General features: G+C 70.5%; 15 protein-coding genes. 11 read left to right on the forward strand and 4 right to left on the reverse strand.

Annotated elements, in window-relative coordinates:
• Positions 1-16 precede the first annotated feature (16 nt).
• A complete protein-coding gene (locus RN607_RS06200; protein WP_313545075.1) occupies positions 17-1,285 on the forward strand; it encodes a threonine/serine exporter family protein in 1,269 nt (422 codons plus the stop codon).
• A gap of 40 nt (positions 1,286-1,325) precedes the next feature.
• Here RN607_RS06200 and RN607_RS06205 read toward each other — a convergent pair whose 3' ends face one another.
• Positions 1,326-3,773 carry a DNA gyrase/topoisomerase IV subunit A gene (locus RN607_RS06205; RefSeq protein ID WP_313545077.1) on the reverse strand — a complete coding sequence of 816 codons (2,448 nt, stop codon included), beginning with the start codon at positions 3,771-3,773 and terminating at the stop codon, positions 1,326-1,328.
• A gap of 123 nt (positions 3,774-3,896) precedes the next feature.
• On the opposite strand from RN607_RS06205, the gene RN607_RS06210 reads away from it, so the two are divergent.
• On the forward strand, positions 3,897-4,463 hold the full coding sequence (locus RN607_RS06210) for a DUF5998 family protein (RefSeq protein WP_313501066.1): 567 nt from the start codon (positions 3,897-3,899) through the stop codon (positions 4,461-4,463).
• The gene (locus RN607_RS06215; protein WP_313545079.1) at positions 4,460-5,629 is read left to right on the forward strand and encodes an alkaline phosphatase family protein; all 1,170 of its coding nucleotides are present in this window, start codon (positions 4,460-4,462) and stop codon (positions 5,627-5,629) included. Before RN607_RS06210 ends, RN607_RS06215 begins: the two co-directional genes overlap by 4 nt.
• Positions 5,630-5,685: 56 nt before the next feature.
• On the opposite strand, the gene sepH is transcribed toward RN607_RS06215, so the two are convergent.
• Positions 5,686-6,738 carry a septation protein SepH gene (gene sepH, locus RN607_RS06220; protein WP_313545082.1) on the reverse strand — a complete coding sequence of 351 codons (1,053 nt, stop codon included), beginning with the start codon at positions 6,736-6,738 and terminating at the stop codon, positions 5,686-5,688.
• 65 nt (positions 6,739-6,803) lie between these two features.
• On the opposite strand from sepH, the gene RN607_RS06225 reads away from it, so the two are divergent.
• From RN607_RS06225 to RN607_RS06245, 5 genes are all read left to right on the forward strand, one after another.
• Entirely contained in the window at positions 6,804-7,613 is an 810-nt protein-coding gene (locus RN607_RS06225; protein WP_313545084.1) for an inositol monophosphatase family protein, read from the forward strand.
• Between the two features lie 135 nt (positions 7,614-7,748).
• Complete coding sequence (locus tag RN607_RS06230; RefSeq protein ID WP_313501077.1) at positions 7,749-8,048, forward strand: DUF4193 domain-containing protein; 300 nt, start codon at positions 7,749-7,751, stop codon at positions 8,046-8,048.
• Between the two features lie 20 nt (positions 8,049-8,068).
• The gene (gene dut, locus RN607_RS06235; protein ID WP_313501079.1) at positions 8,069-8,530 is read left to right on the forward strand and encodes a dUTP diphosphatase; all 462 of its coding nucleotides are present in this window, start codon (positions 8,069-8,071) and stop codon (positions 8,528-8,530) included.
• Entirely contained in the window at positions 8,527-8,814 is a 288-nt protein-coding gene (locus RN607_RS06240; protein WP_313501082.1) for an OB-fold nucleic acid binding domain-containing protein, read from the forward strand. The genes dut and RN607_RS06240 overlap by 4 nt, the downstream gene beginning before the upstream one ends.
• A complete protein-coding gene (locus RN607_RS06245) occupies positions 8,811-9,485 on the forward strand; it encodes a DUF3159 domain-containing protein (protein ID WP_313501085.1) in 675 nt (224 codons plus the stop codon). The genes RN607_RS06240 and RN607_RS06245 overlap by 4 nt, the downstream gene beginning before the upstream one ends.
• On the opposite strand, the gene RN607_RS06250 is transcribed toward RN607_RS06245, so the two are convergent.
• Both RN607_RS06250 and RN607_RS06255 read right to left on the reverse strand, forming a co-directional pair.
• Positions 9,415-10,089: a potassium channel family protein gene (locus tag RN607_RS06250; protein WP_313501088.1), complete on the reverse strand. Its 675-nt coding sequence runs from the start codon at positions 10,087-10,089 to the stop codon at positions 9,415-9,417. The genes RN607_RS06245 and RN607_RS06250 overlap by 71 nt on opposite strands.
• Entirely contained in the window at positions 10,086-10,751 is a 666-nt protein-coding gene (locus RN607_RS06255; protein ID WP_313501089.1) for a potassium channel family protein, read from the reverse strand. The genes RN607_RS06250 and RN607_RS06255 overlap by 4 nt, the downstream gene beginning before the upstream one ends.
• A 41-nt stretch (positions 10,752-10,792) precedes the next feature.
• Between RN607_RS06255 and RN607_RS06260 the strand changes: the two genes are divergently transcribed.
• From RN607_RS06260 to acnA, 3 genes are all read left to right on the forward strand, one after another.
• On the forward strand, positions 10,793-12,694 hold the full coding sequence (locus tag RN607_RS06260; protein ID WP_313501091.1) for an APC family permease: 1,902 nt from the start codon (positions 10,793-10,795) through the stop codon (positions 12,692-12,694).
• A complete protein-coding gene (locus tag RN607_RS06265) occupies positions 12,691-13,878 on the forward strand; it encodes a class I SAM-dependent RNA methyltransferase (protein WP_313545086.1) in 1,188 nt (395 codons plus the stop codon). Before RN607_RS06260 ends, RN607_RS06265 begins: the two co-directional genes overlap by 4 nt.
• Before the next feature lie 90 nt (positions 13,879-13,968).
• Entirely contained in the window at positions 13,969-16,665 is a 2,697-nt protein-coding gene (acnA, locus tag RN607_RS06270) for an aconitate hydratase AcnA (protein WP_313545088.1), read from the forward strand.
• Positions 16,666-16,705: the final 40 nt, after the last annotated feature.

The following is a 16,705-nucleotide window of genomic DNA, read 5'->3' on the forward strand; positions in this document are numbered from 1 at the left end:
GTGAACAATGGGCGACGTGACCGACGCTTCCACTTCCGGGACAGAGATCGACTCCGTCGAGCTGGGCCGCCGCTCCGGTGCGATCATGCGCACGGGCCTGATGATGCTCGAGGCAGGCACGGCGAGCTACCGCGTGAAGCAGGCGATGCAGGCCGTCGCCAGCTCGCTGGGCGTGGAGCAGGTGCAGGAGCAGGTGACGCTCACCGAGATCACGCTGACGTCGCGCGTGGGCCATCGCTTCCGCACGGAGGTGGCCGAGCTGCGCAAGGCCGGCGTGAACGCGGACCGCATCGCGGCCATGGACCGGTTCCGGCGCGAGCTGCCTGCCACGAGCACGCCCGGTGACATCCACCGCTCCCTTGATGCGATCGAGCGCACTCCTGCGCGCTACAGCCCGCTGTTCAACGCCGCCGCCGCGGGTGCCGCCTGTGCGGGGTTCGCCGCTCTCAACCATGCCCACGTGATCGAGATCGTGACGGTGTTCGTCGCCGCTGGGGCAGGCCAGTACCTGCGCCGTCTGCTGGCGCACAAGGGCTTCAACGCCTTCGGCACCACCATGATCGCCGCGTTCCTCGCCACCAGCCTGTACCTCGGAGTCCTGGGTCTGATCGGGCTCGTGGGTCCGGGGCTCGAGGTGCATGCGTCGGGCTACATCTCCTCGGTGCTGTTCCTGCTCCCTGGCTTCGCCCTGATCACAGGCACGCTCGACATGGCCAAGCTCGACTTCTCGGCAGGCCTGTCGCGAGTCGCCTACGGCACGATGATCGTGCTCGGGGCGGCGGTGGCTGTCTGGGCGGTGTCGCTCATGAGCAGCCTCGACACGTCGCAGCGGGAGGCGACCCTGCCTCTCGTGGTCCAGGTGCTCATCTGGGCTGTGGCGAGCTTCGTCGGCGTCCTGGGATTCGCCCTGATGTTCAACTCGCCGTGGTCGATGGCGCTGAACGCGGCCTGGATCGGCATGGTCGCGTACGCGATCCGGAATCTGCTGGTCCATTCCGGCATGGCCATCCAGATGGGCACGGCGGTGGCATGCATCCTGATCGGGATCCTCGCTGCGGTGTTCTCACGGGGAGGTCGCTGGCCCGTGATCACGTTGCAGGTGCCCGCTGCTCTGGTGCAGATCCCCGGGGTGCCGGCGCACGAGGCGATCGTGGCTCTCAACGAGGCTCGCTACATCGACGCGGTCTCCGGCATCCTGCAGGTAGTGCTCGCCGGCATCGCGATCCTCGTGGGCCTGGTGATCGCGAAGCTCATCACCGATTGGGAGTGGTCGTTCGAGCGCTGAGCCTCGCCGCCGGCGCCGTGACCACGGCGAGCCCGCCGGGTCAGCCGATGCCGAGCACAGGCGCCGCGAGCGGGGCGCCGGAGCCGTCTCGTCGACCGTGCTCCGCCGGGAGCTCGACGGCCTGACCCGCGCCAGACGTCGCACGAGCGGGAGAGGCTCCCACGTACGCGATCAGCAGCGTGTCCTCGCCCTTCAGGAAGCGATGAGCACGGACGCCGCCCGTGGCGCGCCCCTTGCCGGGATATTCGGAGAACGGGGTGACCTTCGCGGAGCCAGGCGTGGTGCCCGGCAGCGCGCTCGACGGCCCGGAGATGGTGACGACCACAGGTTCCTGGGCGTCGGGCGTGACGATGCCGAAGAAGAGCGCCTGCGCATCGCCCAGGTTGATGCCCGCGATGCCACCGCCGGCACGACCCTGCGGACGGACCCCGGACGCGGGGAAGTGCAGCAGCTGCGCGGCGGTGGAGACGAACACGACCTCGGTGTCGTCACCGGCGAGGCCCGCGCCGATCACGCGGTCGCCCTCCTTGAGCCCGATGACGTCCCACAGGTCCTTGCTCGGCTCGTCGCCCGGCGTGACGCGCTTGACGACGCCGTTGGCGGTGCCGAGCGCGAGCGGCGTCTCGGATCCGAGCGGCACGATGGTCACGACCTCCTCGCCCTTGTCCAGCTGGAGGAGCTCCGCCAGCGGAACTCCTCCGCCGAGCGAGGGCGGCTCGGCGGACGGCGCCAGCGCGGGCACGTCGAGCAGCGACAGGCGGTGCAGCCGACCCGAGGACGAGACGACTGCGATGTCGGCCCGCGCGGACGCAGGGATGACGGCGCGCAGCACATCATGCGCCGAACGCCTGCCGTCACGAGCGATCGGGGATTCGTCGGAGGTGCGGGCGATCAGCCCTGTCTCCGACAGCAGCGCGAAGCAGGGGGTGTCCTCGATCTGCATGGACAGCGCGGGCGTCCTGGCCGACGCGGCGGTGCCTGCGGCGCCCGCCACGCCAGTCGTGGCGGGACCTCCCGCCTCCGCGAGCAGGATGGTGCGTCGAGGCGTGCCATGCTCGGCGGCGACGGCGTCCATCTCGCGGCCCACGACGTCGCGGAGCACGCGGTCCGAGCCCAGGATCTCCTCGAGCTCGGCGATCTCGGCCAGCAGCTGCGCCTTCTCGTTCTCCAGCTCCAGGCGGGAGAAGCGGGTGAGGCGGCGCAGGCGGAGCTCGAGGATGTAGTCGGACTGGATCTCAGAGAGGTCGAAGGCCGTCATGAGGCTCTGCTTGGCCGCCGCGGCGTCGTCCGACGAACGGATGATCTGGATGACGTCGTCGATGTCGAGGATCGCGATGAGCAGGCCGTCGACCAGGTGCAGCCGATCCTTGCGTGCCGCGAGGCGGAAGGCGGAGCGGCGTCGCACGACGTCCAGGCGGTGGTCCACCCAGACGCGCAGCATCTCCTTGAGGCCGAGCGTGCGCGGCTGGCCGTCGACCAGAGCGACGTTGTTGATGGAGAACGACTCCTCGAGGGGCGTCTGCTTGTACAGACGCTCGAGCACAGCATCGGGGTTGAAGCCGTTCTTGATCTCGATGACGAGCCGGGTGCCGTGGTGCCGGTCGGTGAGGTCCGTGACGGCGGAGATGCCCTCGAGCTTGCGGTTCGAGACGCCGTCCTTGATCTTCTCGATGACCTTCTCAGGACCCACGAGATAGGGCAGCTCGGTGACGACGATGCCCTGGCGTCGAGCGGTCACCTTCTCCACCTTGGTCGTGGCGCGCGTCCTGAATGCTCCCTTGCCGGTCTCGTAGGCCTGCTTGATGCCCTCGAGGCCCACGATGCGACCGCCGCCGGGAAGGTCGGGACCGGGCACGAAGCGCATGAGCTCGTCCAGCGTCGCCTGGGGGTTGCTGAGCAGATGGCGGGCGGCTGACACGACCTCCACGAGGTTGTGCGGCGCCATGTTCGTGGCCATGCCCACCGCGATGCCTGACGCGCCGTTCACCAGGAGGTTCGGGATGGCTGCGGGAAGCACGGACGGCTGCTGCAGCTTGTTGTCGTAGTTCGGCACGAAGTCGACGACGTCCTCGCCCAGGTCCGCGATCATCGCCATCGCCCCGGGGGCGAGCCGAGCCTCGGTGTACCGCGACGCGGCCGGCCCGTCGTCCAGCGACCCGAAGTTGCCGTGACCGTCCACCAGCGGCAGCCTGAGCGAGAACGACTGCGCCATGCGCACGAGCGCGTCGTAGATCGCGCTGTCGCCGTGCGGGTGGTACTTGCCCATGACCTCGCCGACGACGCGGGAGGACTTGACGTGGGCGCGGTCGGGTCGCAGGCCCATGTCGCCCATGGTGTAGACGATGCGCCGCTGGACGGGCTTGAGCCCATCGCGGGCGTCGGGCAGCGCGCGGGAGTAGATCACCGAGTAGGCGTACTCGAGGAACGAGCTCTCCATCTCGGTGCTGACGTCGATGTCGACGATCTGGCCATCCGGCGCGGTTGCCATCTCTCTCCTGTCCGGTGGTGGTCAAGGGCTGCAGAGCATTGTCCCCCCGTCGGCGGGGGCCACGAGGGCACGCCACGCGGCGGAGGTCGCCATGCAAGGCGCAGAGGTGGAACAATAGCGCGCATGCCGCACACGCTCGAGGAATCCGTCGCCGTCGCGGGATACTACCCGGCGCTCGCCACCACGGTGCTGCGTTCGGCCATCGCGGGGGAGCGGGTCCGCGCCCACTTCGTGCAGACGGAGACGACGTTCGACACCTCTGAGGTGCGCCGTCACATGACGGTTCTCGTGCTCACGGACACCCGCCTCATGCGAGTGCACATGGACGACGGCCTCGGACCCACCGGCGAGTCGACGCATGAGGCGCAGGCCACCGTGGAGACCTCGCTCGTGAGCAACATCCGCACCATGGCGCTCACGCACGTCGTGCACCACCCCGAGTCGTTCCGAGAGGGCGACCTGCCGAGCGAGCTCGTGCTGGCCGTCGGCAACGGCATCCACAGCCGCATCGAGCTGGAGCCCGCCACGTGCGGCGACGAGAACTGCGAGGCGGACCACGGCTACACCGGGGGCATCACCGGTGACGACACGCTCGTGAGGGTCTCGGCGATCGCGGACGGTGAGGACGCCATCCGCGCGCTGCAGGACTTCGCGACCACTCTTCAGCGGAGGCTCGGGGAGAACGCGTGACGTTCGACGCGAGGCTGGCGGCTGTCGGCCTCGAGAAGCCTGATTACGGCGGCAGGGAGCTGGGCGCGGTGCTGCCCGCCGCGCTCGCCGCGGTCGGCGCGAGCCATGCCGTCACGGGTCGTTCGGCGGACGCCGACAGGATCCGGCTGGGGGTGCCCAGGGGACGTCACGTCATCGTGGTGATCCTGGACGGGCTCGGCCACCAGCAGCTCGACGAGCGCCGCGGCCATGCGCCCTTCCTTCGCTCTATGGTGTCCGGGCGCATCACCGCAGGCTTCCCGACCACGACGGCCACGTCTCTCGGGCTGTTCGGCACGGGCGAGCCGTCCGGGCGCACGGGTATGGCGGGCTACTCGGTGCGCAACCCGCGCACGGGGGAGCTGGCCAACCTGGTCTCCTGGGACGGCGCGTATCGCGCGGAGGAGTGGCAGCCGCGTCCCTCGCTGCTCGAGGAGGCGGCTCGGGAGGGCCTGACGGTCACCACGCTGGGCAAGGCGCGCTTCGCGGGTTCCGGGCTCACGCACGCGGCGCTGCGTGGCGGTGCGTTCATCGGCGCGGAGCGGCTCGACGACCGCATCGACGTCGCGATCGGGGTGGCGCGTCGTCCTGGCATCTCCTACCTGTACTGGGGTGAGATCGACGCCGCCGGCCACCGCTACGGGTGGGGGTCGTCCGAGTGGGTCGCCGCGCTCGAGGACGCCGACCGCGAGCTGCAGCGGCTCGCACGCTCCCTGCCGCCGGACGCAGTGCTGCTCATCACCGCAGATCACGGCATGGTGGACATCACGGGCGCACCCCGCTGGGACGTCGCGCACGAGCCCGGGCTGAAGGAGGGCGTCGCGCTCGTCGCCGGCGAGCCACGGGCGTTGCACCTTCACCTGGAGCCAGGCGTGAGTCCCGACGCCGTCGTGGCCCGTTGGCAGGACATCCTCGGCGTGCACGCTGCGGTGGGCACGCGGGACGACATCGTCGAGGCACGGCTGATAGGCCAGCTCGATCCGGCAGTCGCCGATCGCTTCGGGGACGTGGTCGTGGCGATGGCCGGCCGTGCGACGGTGGTCGACTCGGCCACCCAGCCGGCGAAGTCTCTGCTGCTCATCGGCGTGCATGGCTCGCTGACCCCGGAGGAGCTGTACGTGCCGCTCCTCACCGTCGCCGCCCGCTGACCGGCCGACTGCGGCCGCAGGGGCCGCAGGGGCGGACTGCGCGGGGAGACGGCCTGTCAGTCGTGCTTGGCGCCGAAGACGATCTCGTCCCAGCTGGGCACCGAGGCACGGCCCTTGCGGGGACGACGCTCCCCGTTGGCCGGAGTGCGAGGCGAAGCCGCCGAGGGCGCCGAGGCGGGGCTCGCGCCTGACGTCGTCGGTGCGGTCGGCCTCGGCTTGGCGGTCGAGGCCGACGAGCCTCGGCGCGGCGCACCGAAGCCCGTCTCGGCCTGTCGCGCCTTCGCCGCAGGCCCGAAGCCCTCAAACCCGCCGTCCTCGTCGTGGTCGTCGAGCTCGTCGACAGGAAGCGGGTCACGGGTCCCACGACGCTCGGCGAGGTCCTGCAGGAGCAGCTCTGTCGCGTTCGCAGGCTCGGAGGTCTCGGAGTCCGCCGCCGTGGGCTGAACCGGGCGCGAAGGGTGCAGGGGCCGAGCGGCCTCGACATCGTCCTGCGCGCGGACCGCAGCAAGATGCCGCTTGGGGATCGGCACGTCGAGCAGCTCCGTCTCGGTGAGCCACCGGGACTCGTCGTCCTGCGCGGTGAGCGAACGGGCCTGGTGGTCGAACGTCCACAGCGCGCGGACGGAACGGTCGTCCGCACGGAAGTCCACGCAGACCTTCCACGGCTCGTCCACCTCGCGCCAGGCGTCCCACGCGAGCGCCTCCGGATCGATCCCGCGCTGCGCCAGCCGGTCGGCGACCAGGTCTCCGAGAATGGGTGCCCCGGCGTCAGAGCCGATGCGGGTGTCGCGTGCGAGAGCGACGATGTACTCCCGCTCGGCGATCACGGGCGCCTCGAACTTCGTGAGCGCGGCGAGCGGCTCGCCCGTCAGCTCCGCCAGCTCGGCGGCCGTGAGGCCCCCGCGGATGCGCTGCTGGATCTCCTTGGGGGACATGCTGCTCGAAGCGGCGGCCGGTGCCGGCGCGGTCTCGCGAACGCGCGCCGCCGCATGCCGCACCGCCTGGCGCAGCTCGTCGGTCACGGCGACGCGGAACTCGTGGCCGTCGGAGTCAGCGAGCACGAGCTGCTGACCGTCGTCGGCTGGTCCCACAAGATGGAGCTCGGTCATGCCCTCAGGGTGCCACGCGCGTCCGCGACTGCGTCGCACGCCACGCGGTGCGGCAGGATGGGCGCATGACCGACGCTCTCGTGCTCCTCGACATCGCCACCCGCCTCGCGAACGAGGCCGGTGACCTCGTCGTGAAGGGCCGCGCGACCGCGCAGATCGCGGGCACGAAGTCGTCATCGGCGGACATCGTGACCGAGATGGACCTGGCATCCGAGCGGCTCCTGCGGCAGCGCATCCGCGAGCTGCGACCTGATGACGGCATCCTGGGCGAGGAGGGTGACGACGTCCCGTCGCGGTCCGGGATCACCTGGGTGCTCGACCCGATCGACGGGACCGTCAACTACGCGTACGGCCTCCCGTACTACGGAGTGTCCGTCGCCGCGGTGGCGGGTCCGCCGCGCACGCACGAATGGACGCAGCTCGCAGGAGCGATCCGCACAGGCACAGGTGAGCTGTGGGCTGCCGCGAGGAACGAGGGCGCATGGCGTGACGGTGTGCCGATCCGGCGCGAGTCCGCGCCGCCTCTCGAGACGACGCTCCTCGCCACCGGCTTCCAGTACGTGCCCCATCTTCGGGCGCAGCAGGGGCAGGTGGTCGCGCGCATGCTGCCCGTGGTCCGGGACATCAGGCGGCTCGGAGCGGCCGCCCTGGACCTGTGCCATGCGGCCGCGGGGGTCGTCGACGCCTACTACGAGCACCGCATCAACGCATGGGACATGGCGGCGGGCGCTCTCATCGCCACCGAGGCAGGCCTCAAGGTGGCGGGGCTCGATGGCGGTCCTGCGGACGAGCGGCTCGTGATCGCCGCGCATCCTGACGTCTGGGACGACCTCGCCGACGCCCTGCGTGCGGCGGGAGCCGACCGCGTGGGCTGAACGGCGCGCAGGCGAGGGTGACCTGGGTGGCGCCGCGCCGTCTTTTGATGCACAATGCGTGCGCCTGCGGGAACAAAACTCCACCGTGGGGCATTCACTCCGCACTGATAGTGCAGCGAAGGGACCGATGCCAGGATGGCCACCGATTACGACGCCCCCCGGAAGACCGACGACGAGATCTCGGCGGACTCCATCGAGGAGCTGAAGGCGCGCCGCGCCGACAAGAGCTCGGGTGTGGTCGACGAGGACGAGACCGAGGCTGCCGAGGGATTCGAGCTGCCAGGTGCTGACCTGTCCGGCGAGGAGCTCTCCGTGCGAGTCCTCCCGCCGCAGCAGGACGAGTTCACCTGCATGAGCTGCTTCCTCGTGCACCACCGCAGCCAGCTCGCCGAGTTCCGTGGCGAGGACCCGATCTGCTCGGAGTGCGCGGCCTGAGGGCCAGGCGAGCCGCTCCGATGACAGACGTCGACGTGCTCCTCAGCACGACCTCCCCGGACGTCCCGACCCCCGCGTACTCCCATCCGGGAGACGCGGGGGCCGACCTCACGACGCGCATCGCGGTGACGCTCGCCCCTGGCGAGCGCGCCACGGTGCCGACCGGCGTGCGCATCGCGCTTCCCGATGGTTACGTCGCCTTCGTCCACCCTCGCTCCGGCCTCGCGTCGCGGCACGGCGTCACCGTGGTGAACGCGCCCGGCACCGTCGACGCCGGCTATCGCGGCGAGATCGCTGTGACGCTTCTCAACACCGACGCCGGCGAGCCCATCTCGTTCGAGGTGGGGGACAGGATCGCCCAGCTGGTCATCCAGCGTGTGGAGCGGGCCCGATTCGTCGAGGTGGAGACCCTGCCCGGGTCGCATCGAGGCGAGGGCGGCTTCGGCTCCACCGGCGTGGACACCGCGGGAGCGCCCGCATGACGGGAGCGATGCTGCTCGAGCGCGTGACGCCCGCGTGCGACCTTGAGCCGCGCAGCGTGGCACGCGTCGCAGGACGCATCGTGGCCGTGCAGGTCGAGCCCGCGGACGCCGCACCCACCGTGGTCGCGCGCATCGATGACGGCACGGGCTTCGTGCACGCCGTCTTCATGGGTCGACGGGAGGTGCCGGGCATCGAGCCTGGCCGCACCGTCGACGTCGAGGGCAGGGTCTGCGAGACGACAGCGGAGCCACGCATCTACAACCCGCGTTACGAGCTCCGATGACGGCCGACGACGGCGAGCGTCAGCCGGGGCTCGCCGCGCTGCTGTCGTCCGAGGAGTTCTCGCTCCACCAGGCGATAGGAGGATGGCGAGGGTTCGCGGAGTCGGTCGCACCCGGACTCGTCTTCGTGGTCGCCTTCCTTGTGTGGGGCGGCTTCAGGGTGCCGGTGATCGCCTCGGTCGCGACGGTCGTCGTCCTGGTGGTCGCTCGCCTGGTCGGGCGCACCCCGATCACGCAGGCGCTGTCCGGCGTCGTCGGCGTCGCGCTCGGTGCGGTGTGGGCCTGGCGCGCAGGCGATGCGGGGGAGTACTTCCTGCCAGGTCTGTGGATCAACGCGGCCTGGGCCGCAGGGGTCCTTCTCACGATGGTCGTCAGATGGCCCCTCGTCGGGGTCGTCGTGGCCTTGCTGCGTGGCGGGGGCATGGCGTGGCGCAAGGTCCCTGCCGCGATGCGTCGGTACCAGTGGGGCACGGCGCTGCTCGCGGGCATGTTCGTGCTGAGGCTGCTGGTGCAGGTGCCCCTCTATCTCGCGGACCGGGTCGCCGTGCTGGGAACCGCGAAGCTCGCGATGGGACTGCCTCTGACGGCGCTGACGCTGTGGGCTATCTGGTTCCTGGTGCGGACCGTAGAACGTCCTGAAGAGCCTGAGGCTCCGCTTCCGCCGACACGATGAAGAGCAGCTCGTCCCCGGCCTCGAGCGTGTCCTCGGGGGTGGGGGCGATCGTCCTGTCGCCGCGGATGATGCACGACAGCACGGTGTCGGCGGGCCACGGGATCTCCCGCATGAGCGCCCCGACCACGGGTGAGGTCTTTGGCAGCGTCACCTCGATGATGGACGCGCCCGACTGGTGGAACGTGAACACCTTCACCAGGTCGCCGACCGCCACCGCCTCCTCGACCATCGCGGTCATGATGCGCGGCGTAGACACCGCGACGTCGACGCCCCACTGAGTGTCGTACATCCACTCGTTGCGGGGGTTGTTCACGCGGGCCACCGTGCGGGGCACCGCGAACTCCGTCTTCGCGAGGAACGACACGACGAGGTTGGCCTTGTCGTCACCGGTCGCGGCCACGACGACGTCCATCTCCTCGACCCCCGCCTCGCGCAGCGCAGCGAGCTCGCACGCATCGGCGAGCATCCACTCGGCCTGCGGCACCTGGGCCACGCGCATCGCCGTCGGCTGGTTGTCCATCAGCAGCACGTCGTGACCGTGCGAGATCAGGTCGGAGGCGATGGAGCGGCCCACCGAGCCCGCGCCGCAGATCAGCACCTTCATCGTTCGCCTCCCGGGCGTCGGGCGGCGACGCGCTGGGCGGCGGCCGCGACGGCGTCGGGGACGGCGAAGTAGGCCTCGTCGCCCGACTGGATCAGGGTCGTCTGGTCGGGAAGGACGCACTCGCCGAACCGCACCACGTACGCGAGCCGGGCCTTCATGGCGGCCTCGAGGGTGACATAGGTGGCGCCGATCCACTCCGCGTTGACCGCGATGCGGCGCACGGCGACGCCCACGGCGGGGTCGTGGAAGACCTCGTCCACGCCACCCGGGAGCATGCGGTCCACCATCTGGGCGGCGGTCCAAGGGACCGGCGCGACCGTGGGGATGCCTAGCCTGCGGTACACCTCGGCGCGTCCTGGATCGGCGATCCTGGCGACGACGTTGTCCACCCCGTACGTCTCGCGGACCACGCGGGCGGCGAGGATGTTCGAGTTGTCGCCGCTCGAGACCGCGGCGAACGCGTAGGCGTCCTCGACCCCCGCCGACGCGAGCGTCTCGCGGTCGAAGCCGATGCCGGTGATCTTCTGGCCCTTGAAGTCGGCGGGCAGGCGACGGAATGCGTCGGCTGCCTGATCGATGATCGCCACCGAGTGCCCCCGGGCCTCGAACTCCATCGCCAGGGACGCGCCGGTGCGTCCGCACCCGAGGATCACGATATGCACAAGCCCACACGCTATACCCGTCAGCCCTAGGATGGTGCGACGTGCGACGGTTTCTGAACAGCCTGAAGGGCCTCGTGTTCGGCCGCCCGGTGTCCTCCGACCATGCGGCTCCGGTGATGCTGCGCACCCGGATGGCGCTCCCCGTGTTCGGGGCGGGGCTGCTGTCGGCCGTCGCCTACGCGCCCGACGCGATCATCGACTCGCTCCGCAGGGGCGGCCAGCAGGCCGCGTCGATGAGCGTCGGCATCGGCGTGGTCGTGATCCTGATGCTGCTGGCCCTCGCGTACCGGGACAACGTGCGCAGCCGGCCCGACGAGCGCGCGGACTACGGCCTGGTCCGTGACGTGCTGGGGGCGGGGCCCGGCGTCGTGACCGGCGCCGCGCTGCTGATCGACTACCTGTTCACCGTCGCCGTGTCCGTATCGGCCATCACGGGCGTCATCACCTTCACCGTCCCCGAGCTGCGCGGCTGGGCCCGGGTGATCGGCGTGGGCGTCATCGCGGTCATGACGCTCGCGAGCCTGCGAGGGATCCGCGACCGGACCCGCGTCCTCCTGACCGTCTGGTTCGGCTTCCTGGTGGTCATCGGGATCCTCATGCTCGTCGCGCTCGTGTTCCCGGCCACCGACGTGGTCGCGCCCGACGCGGTGCACGACCCCACGAGGTCCGTCCTCGTGGCGTTCGCCGGGGCGATCTCCTCGGGCGCGGTGATGGTCACCGGCATCGAGCACCTCGCGTCGTCCGGTCCGTTCCACGCCCCTCCGCGCGGCGTCCGCGCGGGCCGCACCGTGCTTACCGCGGCCGCCGCCGCGAGCGTCGCCTTCCTGACCGTGATCTGGCTGGCGTGGCGGTTCCGCGTCACGGGCTGGGTGCAGGGCCCGGTGCTGCTCCAGGTGACCGAGAAGGTCACGGATCAGGCTCTCGCGGTCTGGATCGTCGGGCTGTCCGCAGCGGCGATCCTGTATTCGGCGGCCTTCGCCGTCTTCCGCCGCTTCTCCAACCTCGCCTCTCTGCTGGCGCGTGACGCTTACCTGCCGCGCCAGCTGTCCATGGCCAACGACCGGCTGGTCTTCCGCGGCGGCGTGCTGCTCGTCGCTGGAGCGTCCGCCCTCGTCGTGATCGCAGCGAACGCGAACCTGCTGGCGCTGGTCCACATGTACGTGATCGGCGTCTTCTCCTCGATCGTGCTCAGCCAGCTGGCGATGGTGCGGCACTTCGGCGAGGCGCTCACGCGCGAGGCCTCGCGCAGCAAGCGCCGCCGCCTCCAGGCACGGCGCACCCTGCACGGCACCGCCGTGGTGGTCGCCTCAGCCGTCCTGATCGTGGTGGCGGTCTTCAACTTCGTCGCCGGCGCGTGGATCGCGCTCGTCGCGATCGTCGGTCTCGTGGTGCTGATGCGGTCCATCAGCACCCACTACGCCCGCATGCGCGAGGACGTGAGGCTCACGCCTGACGACCGATCAGACGCGCTGCCCAGCTCCACGCACGGGGTGGTCCTGGTCGCCCAGCTGCACCGTCCGGCCATGCGCGCGCTCGCCGTGGCGAAGGCCGCCCGGCACGCGCGGCTCGAGGCGGTGGCCGTCGCGATCGACAGGACGGCCGCCGCCCAGCTCCAGCGCGAGTGGGGGAGGCGCCGCATGGGCATGCCGCTCATCGTCCTCGACTCCCCGTTCCGCGACCTCGTGGGACCCGTGCTGGAGTATGTCCGCTCGCTTCATCGCGAGAGCCCGCGCGACGTGGTCGTCGTCTATGTGCCCGAGTACGTCGTGGGCCGCTGGTGGGAGCGCTTCCTGCACAACAAGGCCTCGCAGAGGCTGCGGGATCAGCTGCTCAGCGTGCCGAACGTGGTCGTGTCGGCGGTGCCGTGGCAGCTGGAGTCCGCCCGCGTGCGGTCCGCTCAGGTGCGGGCCTCCCGCGCGGCCGAAGGGCAGGAGCAGTCGTGACATCGAGGATCGAGGTCGAGGTCGGTGCGCCCGCCCACGGCGGCCACTGCGTGGCACGGTACGACGGGCGTGCGGTCTTCGTGCGCCATGCGCTGCCGGGGGAGAGGGTGATCGTCGAGGTCGCGGACGATGCGCCCGATGCCCGCTTCTGGCGCGGGGACACGGTCGAGGTGCTCGAGGCGTCTCCCGACCGCGTCGAGCATCCGTGGCCGGAGGCGGCCGCAGGAGGAATCGGCGGCGCGGAGCTGGGACATGTGTCGCTGCCCGCGCAGCGTCGTTGGAAGCACGCGGTGCTGGTCGAGGCGTTCGCACGCTTCGCTGGCGTCCCGTTCGCCGGTCAGGTGAACGCGGCTCCGGGCGACGACGCGCGCGGAGGCCTTGCGTACAGGACCCGGGTGAGCGCGACCGCAGGCGACGACGGCCGCCCCACGATGACCGTGCCCGGCACCGGGGAGCGCCGATCCCTCGTGGAGATGCCGCTCGCGGTGTCGGAGGCCGAGACGGCGCTCTTGAAGGCGCGAACCGAGCCCGGGGCGCGTATCGATGTCACCGCGACGTCGACCGGCGAGGTCGTGGTGACGACCACGGGCCGCGAGGCGCGCAGGCTGTGGTTGCATGAGCGTGTCGCGTACGCGCGCGGCGAGGTCGCATACCGCGTCCGTGCCTCCGATTTCTGGCAGGTTCATCGTGCCGCGCCAGGCGTGCTCGTGGACGCGGTGATGTCACGGATCCTGCCGGACGGACCGGTGCTCGACCTCTACTCCGGCGCGGGCCTGTTGGCGCTGCCGATCGCGCGGCTCGGCCGGCCTGTGGTCGCCGTCGAGGCGCCGGACTCAGGCAAGGCGCCCCCCGCGCTCGCTGCGAACCTCAAGGCGCGAACGGAGGCGGACGCGGTCGGGGACGATGTGCGCAGGTACCTGACCCGGAGCGCGCCCGCGCGCGAGTGGGACGCCGCGACGATCGTGCTCGACCCGCCGCGTTCCGGCGCCAAGGCGCGCACCATCGACGCCATCGCGGCGTTGGGCGCGCCGCGCATCGTGTACGTGGCGTGCGACCCTGTGGCGCTCGCCCGCGACACGGCACTGCTCAGGTCGCATGGTTACGACCTGCGCGAGGCCGACGCGTTCGACCTGTTCCCCATGACTCATCACGTCGAGACCGTGGCCTCGTTCGACCTTCGGTGACGCGTCATCGAGGCGGCGGCGCCACCTCCGCAACCGCCACGGACCATGACTAGGATGGGGCCGATCAAGGACGAGCACTGGAGGAGCCGCATGAGCGTGAACACCCTGGGAGCCAAGGCGACGCTGGCCGTGGGAGACCGTAGCTACGAGATCTACCGGCTCGACGCCGTGCCAGGGCTCGAGAGGCTCCCGTACTCGCTCAAGGTTCTTGCGGAGGCGCTTCTGCGCACCGAGGACGGCGCGAACATCACCGCCGACCACGTCAAGGCGCTCGCCTCGTGGGATCCTTCCGCGGAACCCGACACCGAGATCCAGTTCACCCCTGCGCGCGTCGTCATGCAGGACTTCACCGGCGTGCCCTGCGTCGTGGACCTCGCCACCATGCGCGAGGCCGTCGCGGAGCTCGGCGGCGACCCGAGCGTGATCAACCCGCTCGCGCCCGCCGAGATGGTGATCGACCACTCCGTGGTGATCGATGTCTTCGGCCGCAAGGACGCGCTCGAGCTCAACACCGCGCTCGAGTACGAGCGCAACCGCGAGCGCTACCAGTTCCTTCGCTGGGGTCAGACCGCCTTCGACAACTTCAAGGTGGTCCCGCCCGGCACGGGCATCGTCCACCAGGTCAACCTCGAGTACCTGGCGCGAGGCGTCATGACGAAGGAGACCGACGGCACCACCCAGGCGTACCCCGACTCGTGCGTGGGCACCGACTCGCACACCACGATGATCAACGGCCTGGGCGTGCTCGGTTGGGGCGTCGGAGGCATCGAGGCCGAGGCGGCCATGCTCGGCCAGCCCGTGTCGATGCTGATCCCGCGCGTCGTCGGCTTCAAGCTGACGGGAGCCATCCCGGCGGGTGCCACCGCCACCGACGTCGTGCTCACCATCACCGAGATGCTGCGCCACCACGGCGTGGTCGGCAAGTTCGTCGAGTTCTACGGCGAGGGAGTGGGCGCGGTGCCGCTGGCCAACCGCGCCACGATCGGCAACATGAGCCCTGAGTTCGGCTCCACTGCCGCGATCTTCCCGATCGACGGCGTCACCCTCGACTACCTGCGCCTCACCGGTCGCTCCGCGGACCAGGTGGCGCTCGTCGAGGCGTACACGAAGGAGCAGGGGATGTGGCACGACCCGTCCGCTGCGGACTACGTCGAGCCGCAGTTCTCCGAGTACCTCGAGCTCGACCTGTCGACCGTGGTGCCGTCGATCGCCGGACCCAAGCGCCCGCAGGACCGCGTGTCGCTGTCAGAGTCGAAGCCGCAGTTCGAGAAGGCGATCTCCCAGGTCCGCGCGGGCGACGCCAAGGACGCCACCTACGTCAACGAGGCGGGCGAGACCGTGCCGCTGAAGGACGGCGACGTCGTGATCGCGTCGATCACGTCGTGCACCAACACCTCGAACCCCTCGGTGATGCTCGCCGCAGCGCTGCTCGCGCGCAACGCCAACGCCAGGGGCCTCGCGTCGAAGCCGTGGGTCAAGACATCCATGGCGCCCGGCTCGCAGGTCGTCACCGACTACTACGAGAAGGCAGGGCTCTGGCCTGACCTCGAGGCTCTCGGATTCCACCTCGTCGGCTACGGCTGCACCACCTGCATCGGCAACTCCGGCCCGCTGCCGGAACCTGTCTCGGGCGCCGTGAACGAGCACGACCTCACCGTCGTGTCGGTCCTGTCCGGCAACCGCAACTTCGAGGGCCGCATCAACCCTGACGTCAAGATGAACTACCTCGCGTCGCCGCCGCTGGTGATCGCGTATGCGCTCGCCGGCACGATGGACTTCGACTTCGAGACCGAGCCGCTCGGCCAGGACGCCGACGGGAAGGACGTGCTGCTGAAGGACATCTGGCCCGATGCCTCCGAGGTCGAGGCGATCGTCGGTTCCTCCATCACGCAGGAGATGTTCTCGAAGGACTACGCCGACGTCTTCGCGGGCGACGCGCGCTGGCAGGGCCTTCCCACCCCGGACGGCAAGACCTTCGTGTGGGAGGACGACTCGACCTACGTGCGCAAGCCTCCGTACTTCGAGGGCATGGGGATCGAGCCCGAGCCGGTGCAGGACATCGCCGGCGCCCGCGTGCTCGCGCTGCTCGGGGACTCCGTCACGACCGACCACATCTCGCCCGCAGGCTCGATCAAGGCCGACAGCCCCGCGGGCCGGTACCTCGCGGAGCACGGTGTGGAGCGTCGCGACTTCAACTCCTACGGTTCCCGTCGAGGCAACCACGAGGTCATGATCCGCGGCACCTTCGCGAACATCCGCCTGAAGAACCTGCTGCTCGCCGACGACGAGGGCAACGTCGTCGAGGGCGGCTACACGAAGAACCTCCTCACGGGCGAGCAGGAGTCGATCTACGACGCCGCGCAGGCGTACGCCGAGGCTGGCGTCCCGCTGGTGGTGCTCGCGGGCAAGGAGTACGGCACCGGTTCGTCACGCGACTGGGCCGCGAAGGGCACCAGCCTGCTGGGCGTCAGGGCGGTCATCGCGGAGAGCTTCGAGCGCATCCACCGGTCCAACCTCATCGGCATGGGGGTGCTCCCGCTGCAGTTCCCTGCGGGCGAGTCGGCAGCGTCGGTCGGGCTCGACGGCACCGAGACGTTCTCGATCGCAGGGGTCACCGCGTTCAGCGACGGCGATCACCCGCGCACCCTGCCCGTCACCGCCACGAAGACGGACGGCTCGGTCGTGGAGTTCGACGCGGTGGTCCGCATCGACACCCCCGGCGAGGCGGACTACTTCCGCAACGGCGGGATCCTCCAGTACGTCCTGCGGTCGCTCGTCACGGCCTGATCCGTGCCGGGACATCCCGGCCTGGACCGGCACAGGGACG

Source organism: Demequina capsici (genome assembly GCF_032102965.1).
GTDB lineage: Bacteria > Actinomycetota > Actinomycetes > Actinomycetales > Demequinaceae > Demequina > Demequina capsici.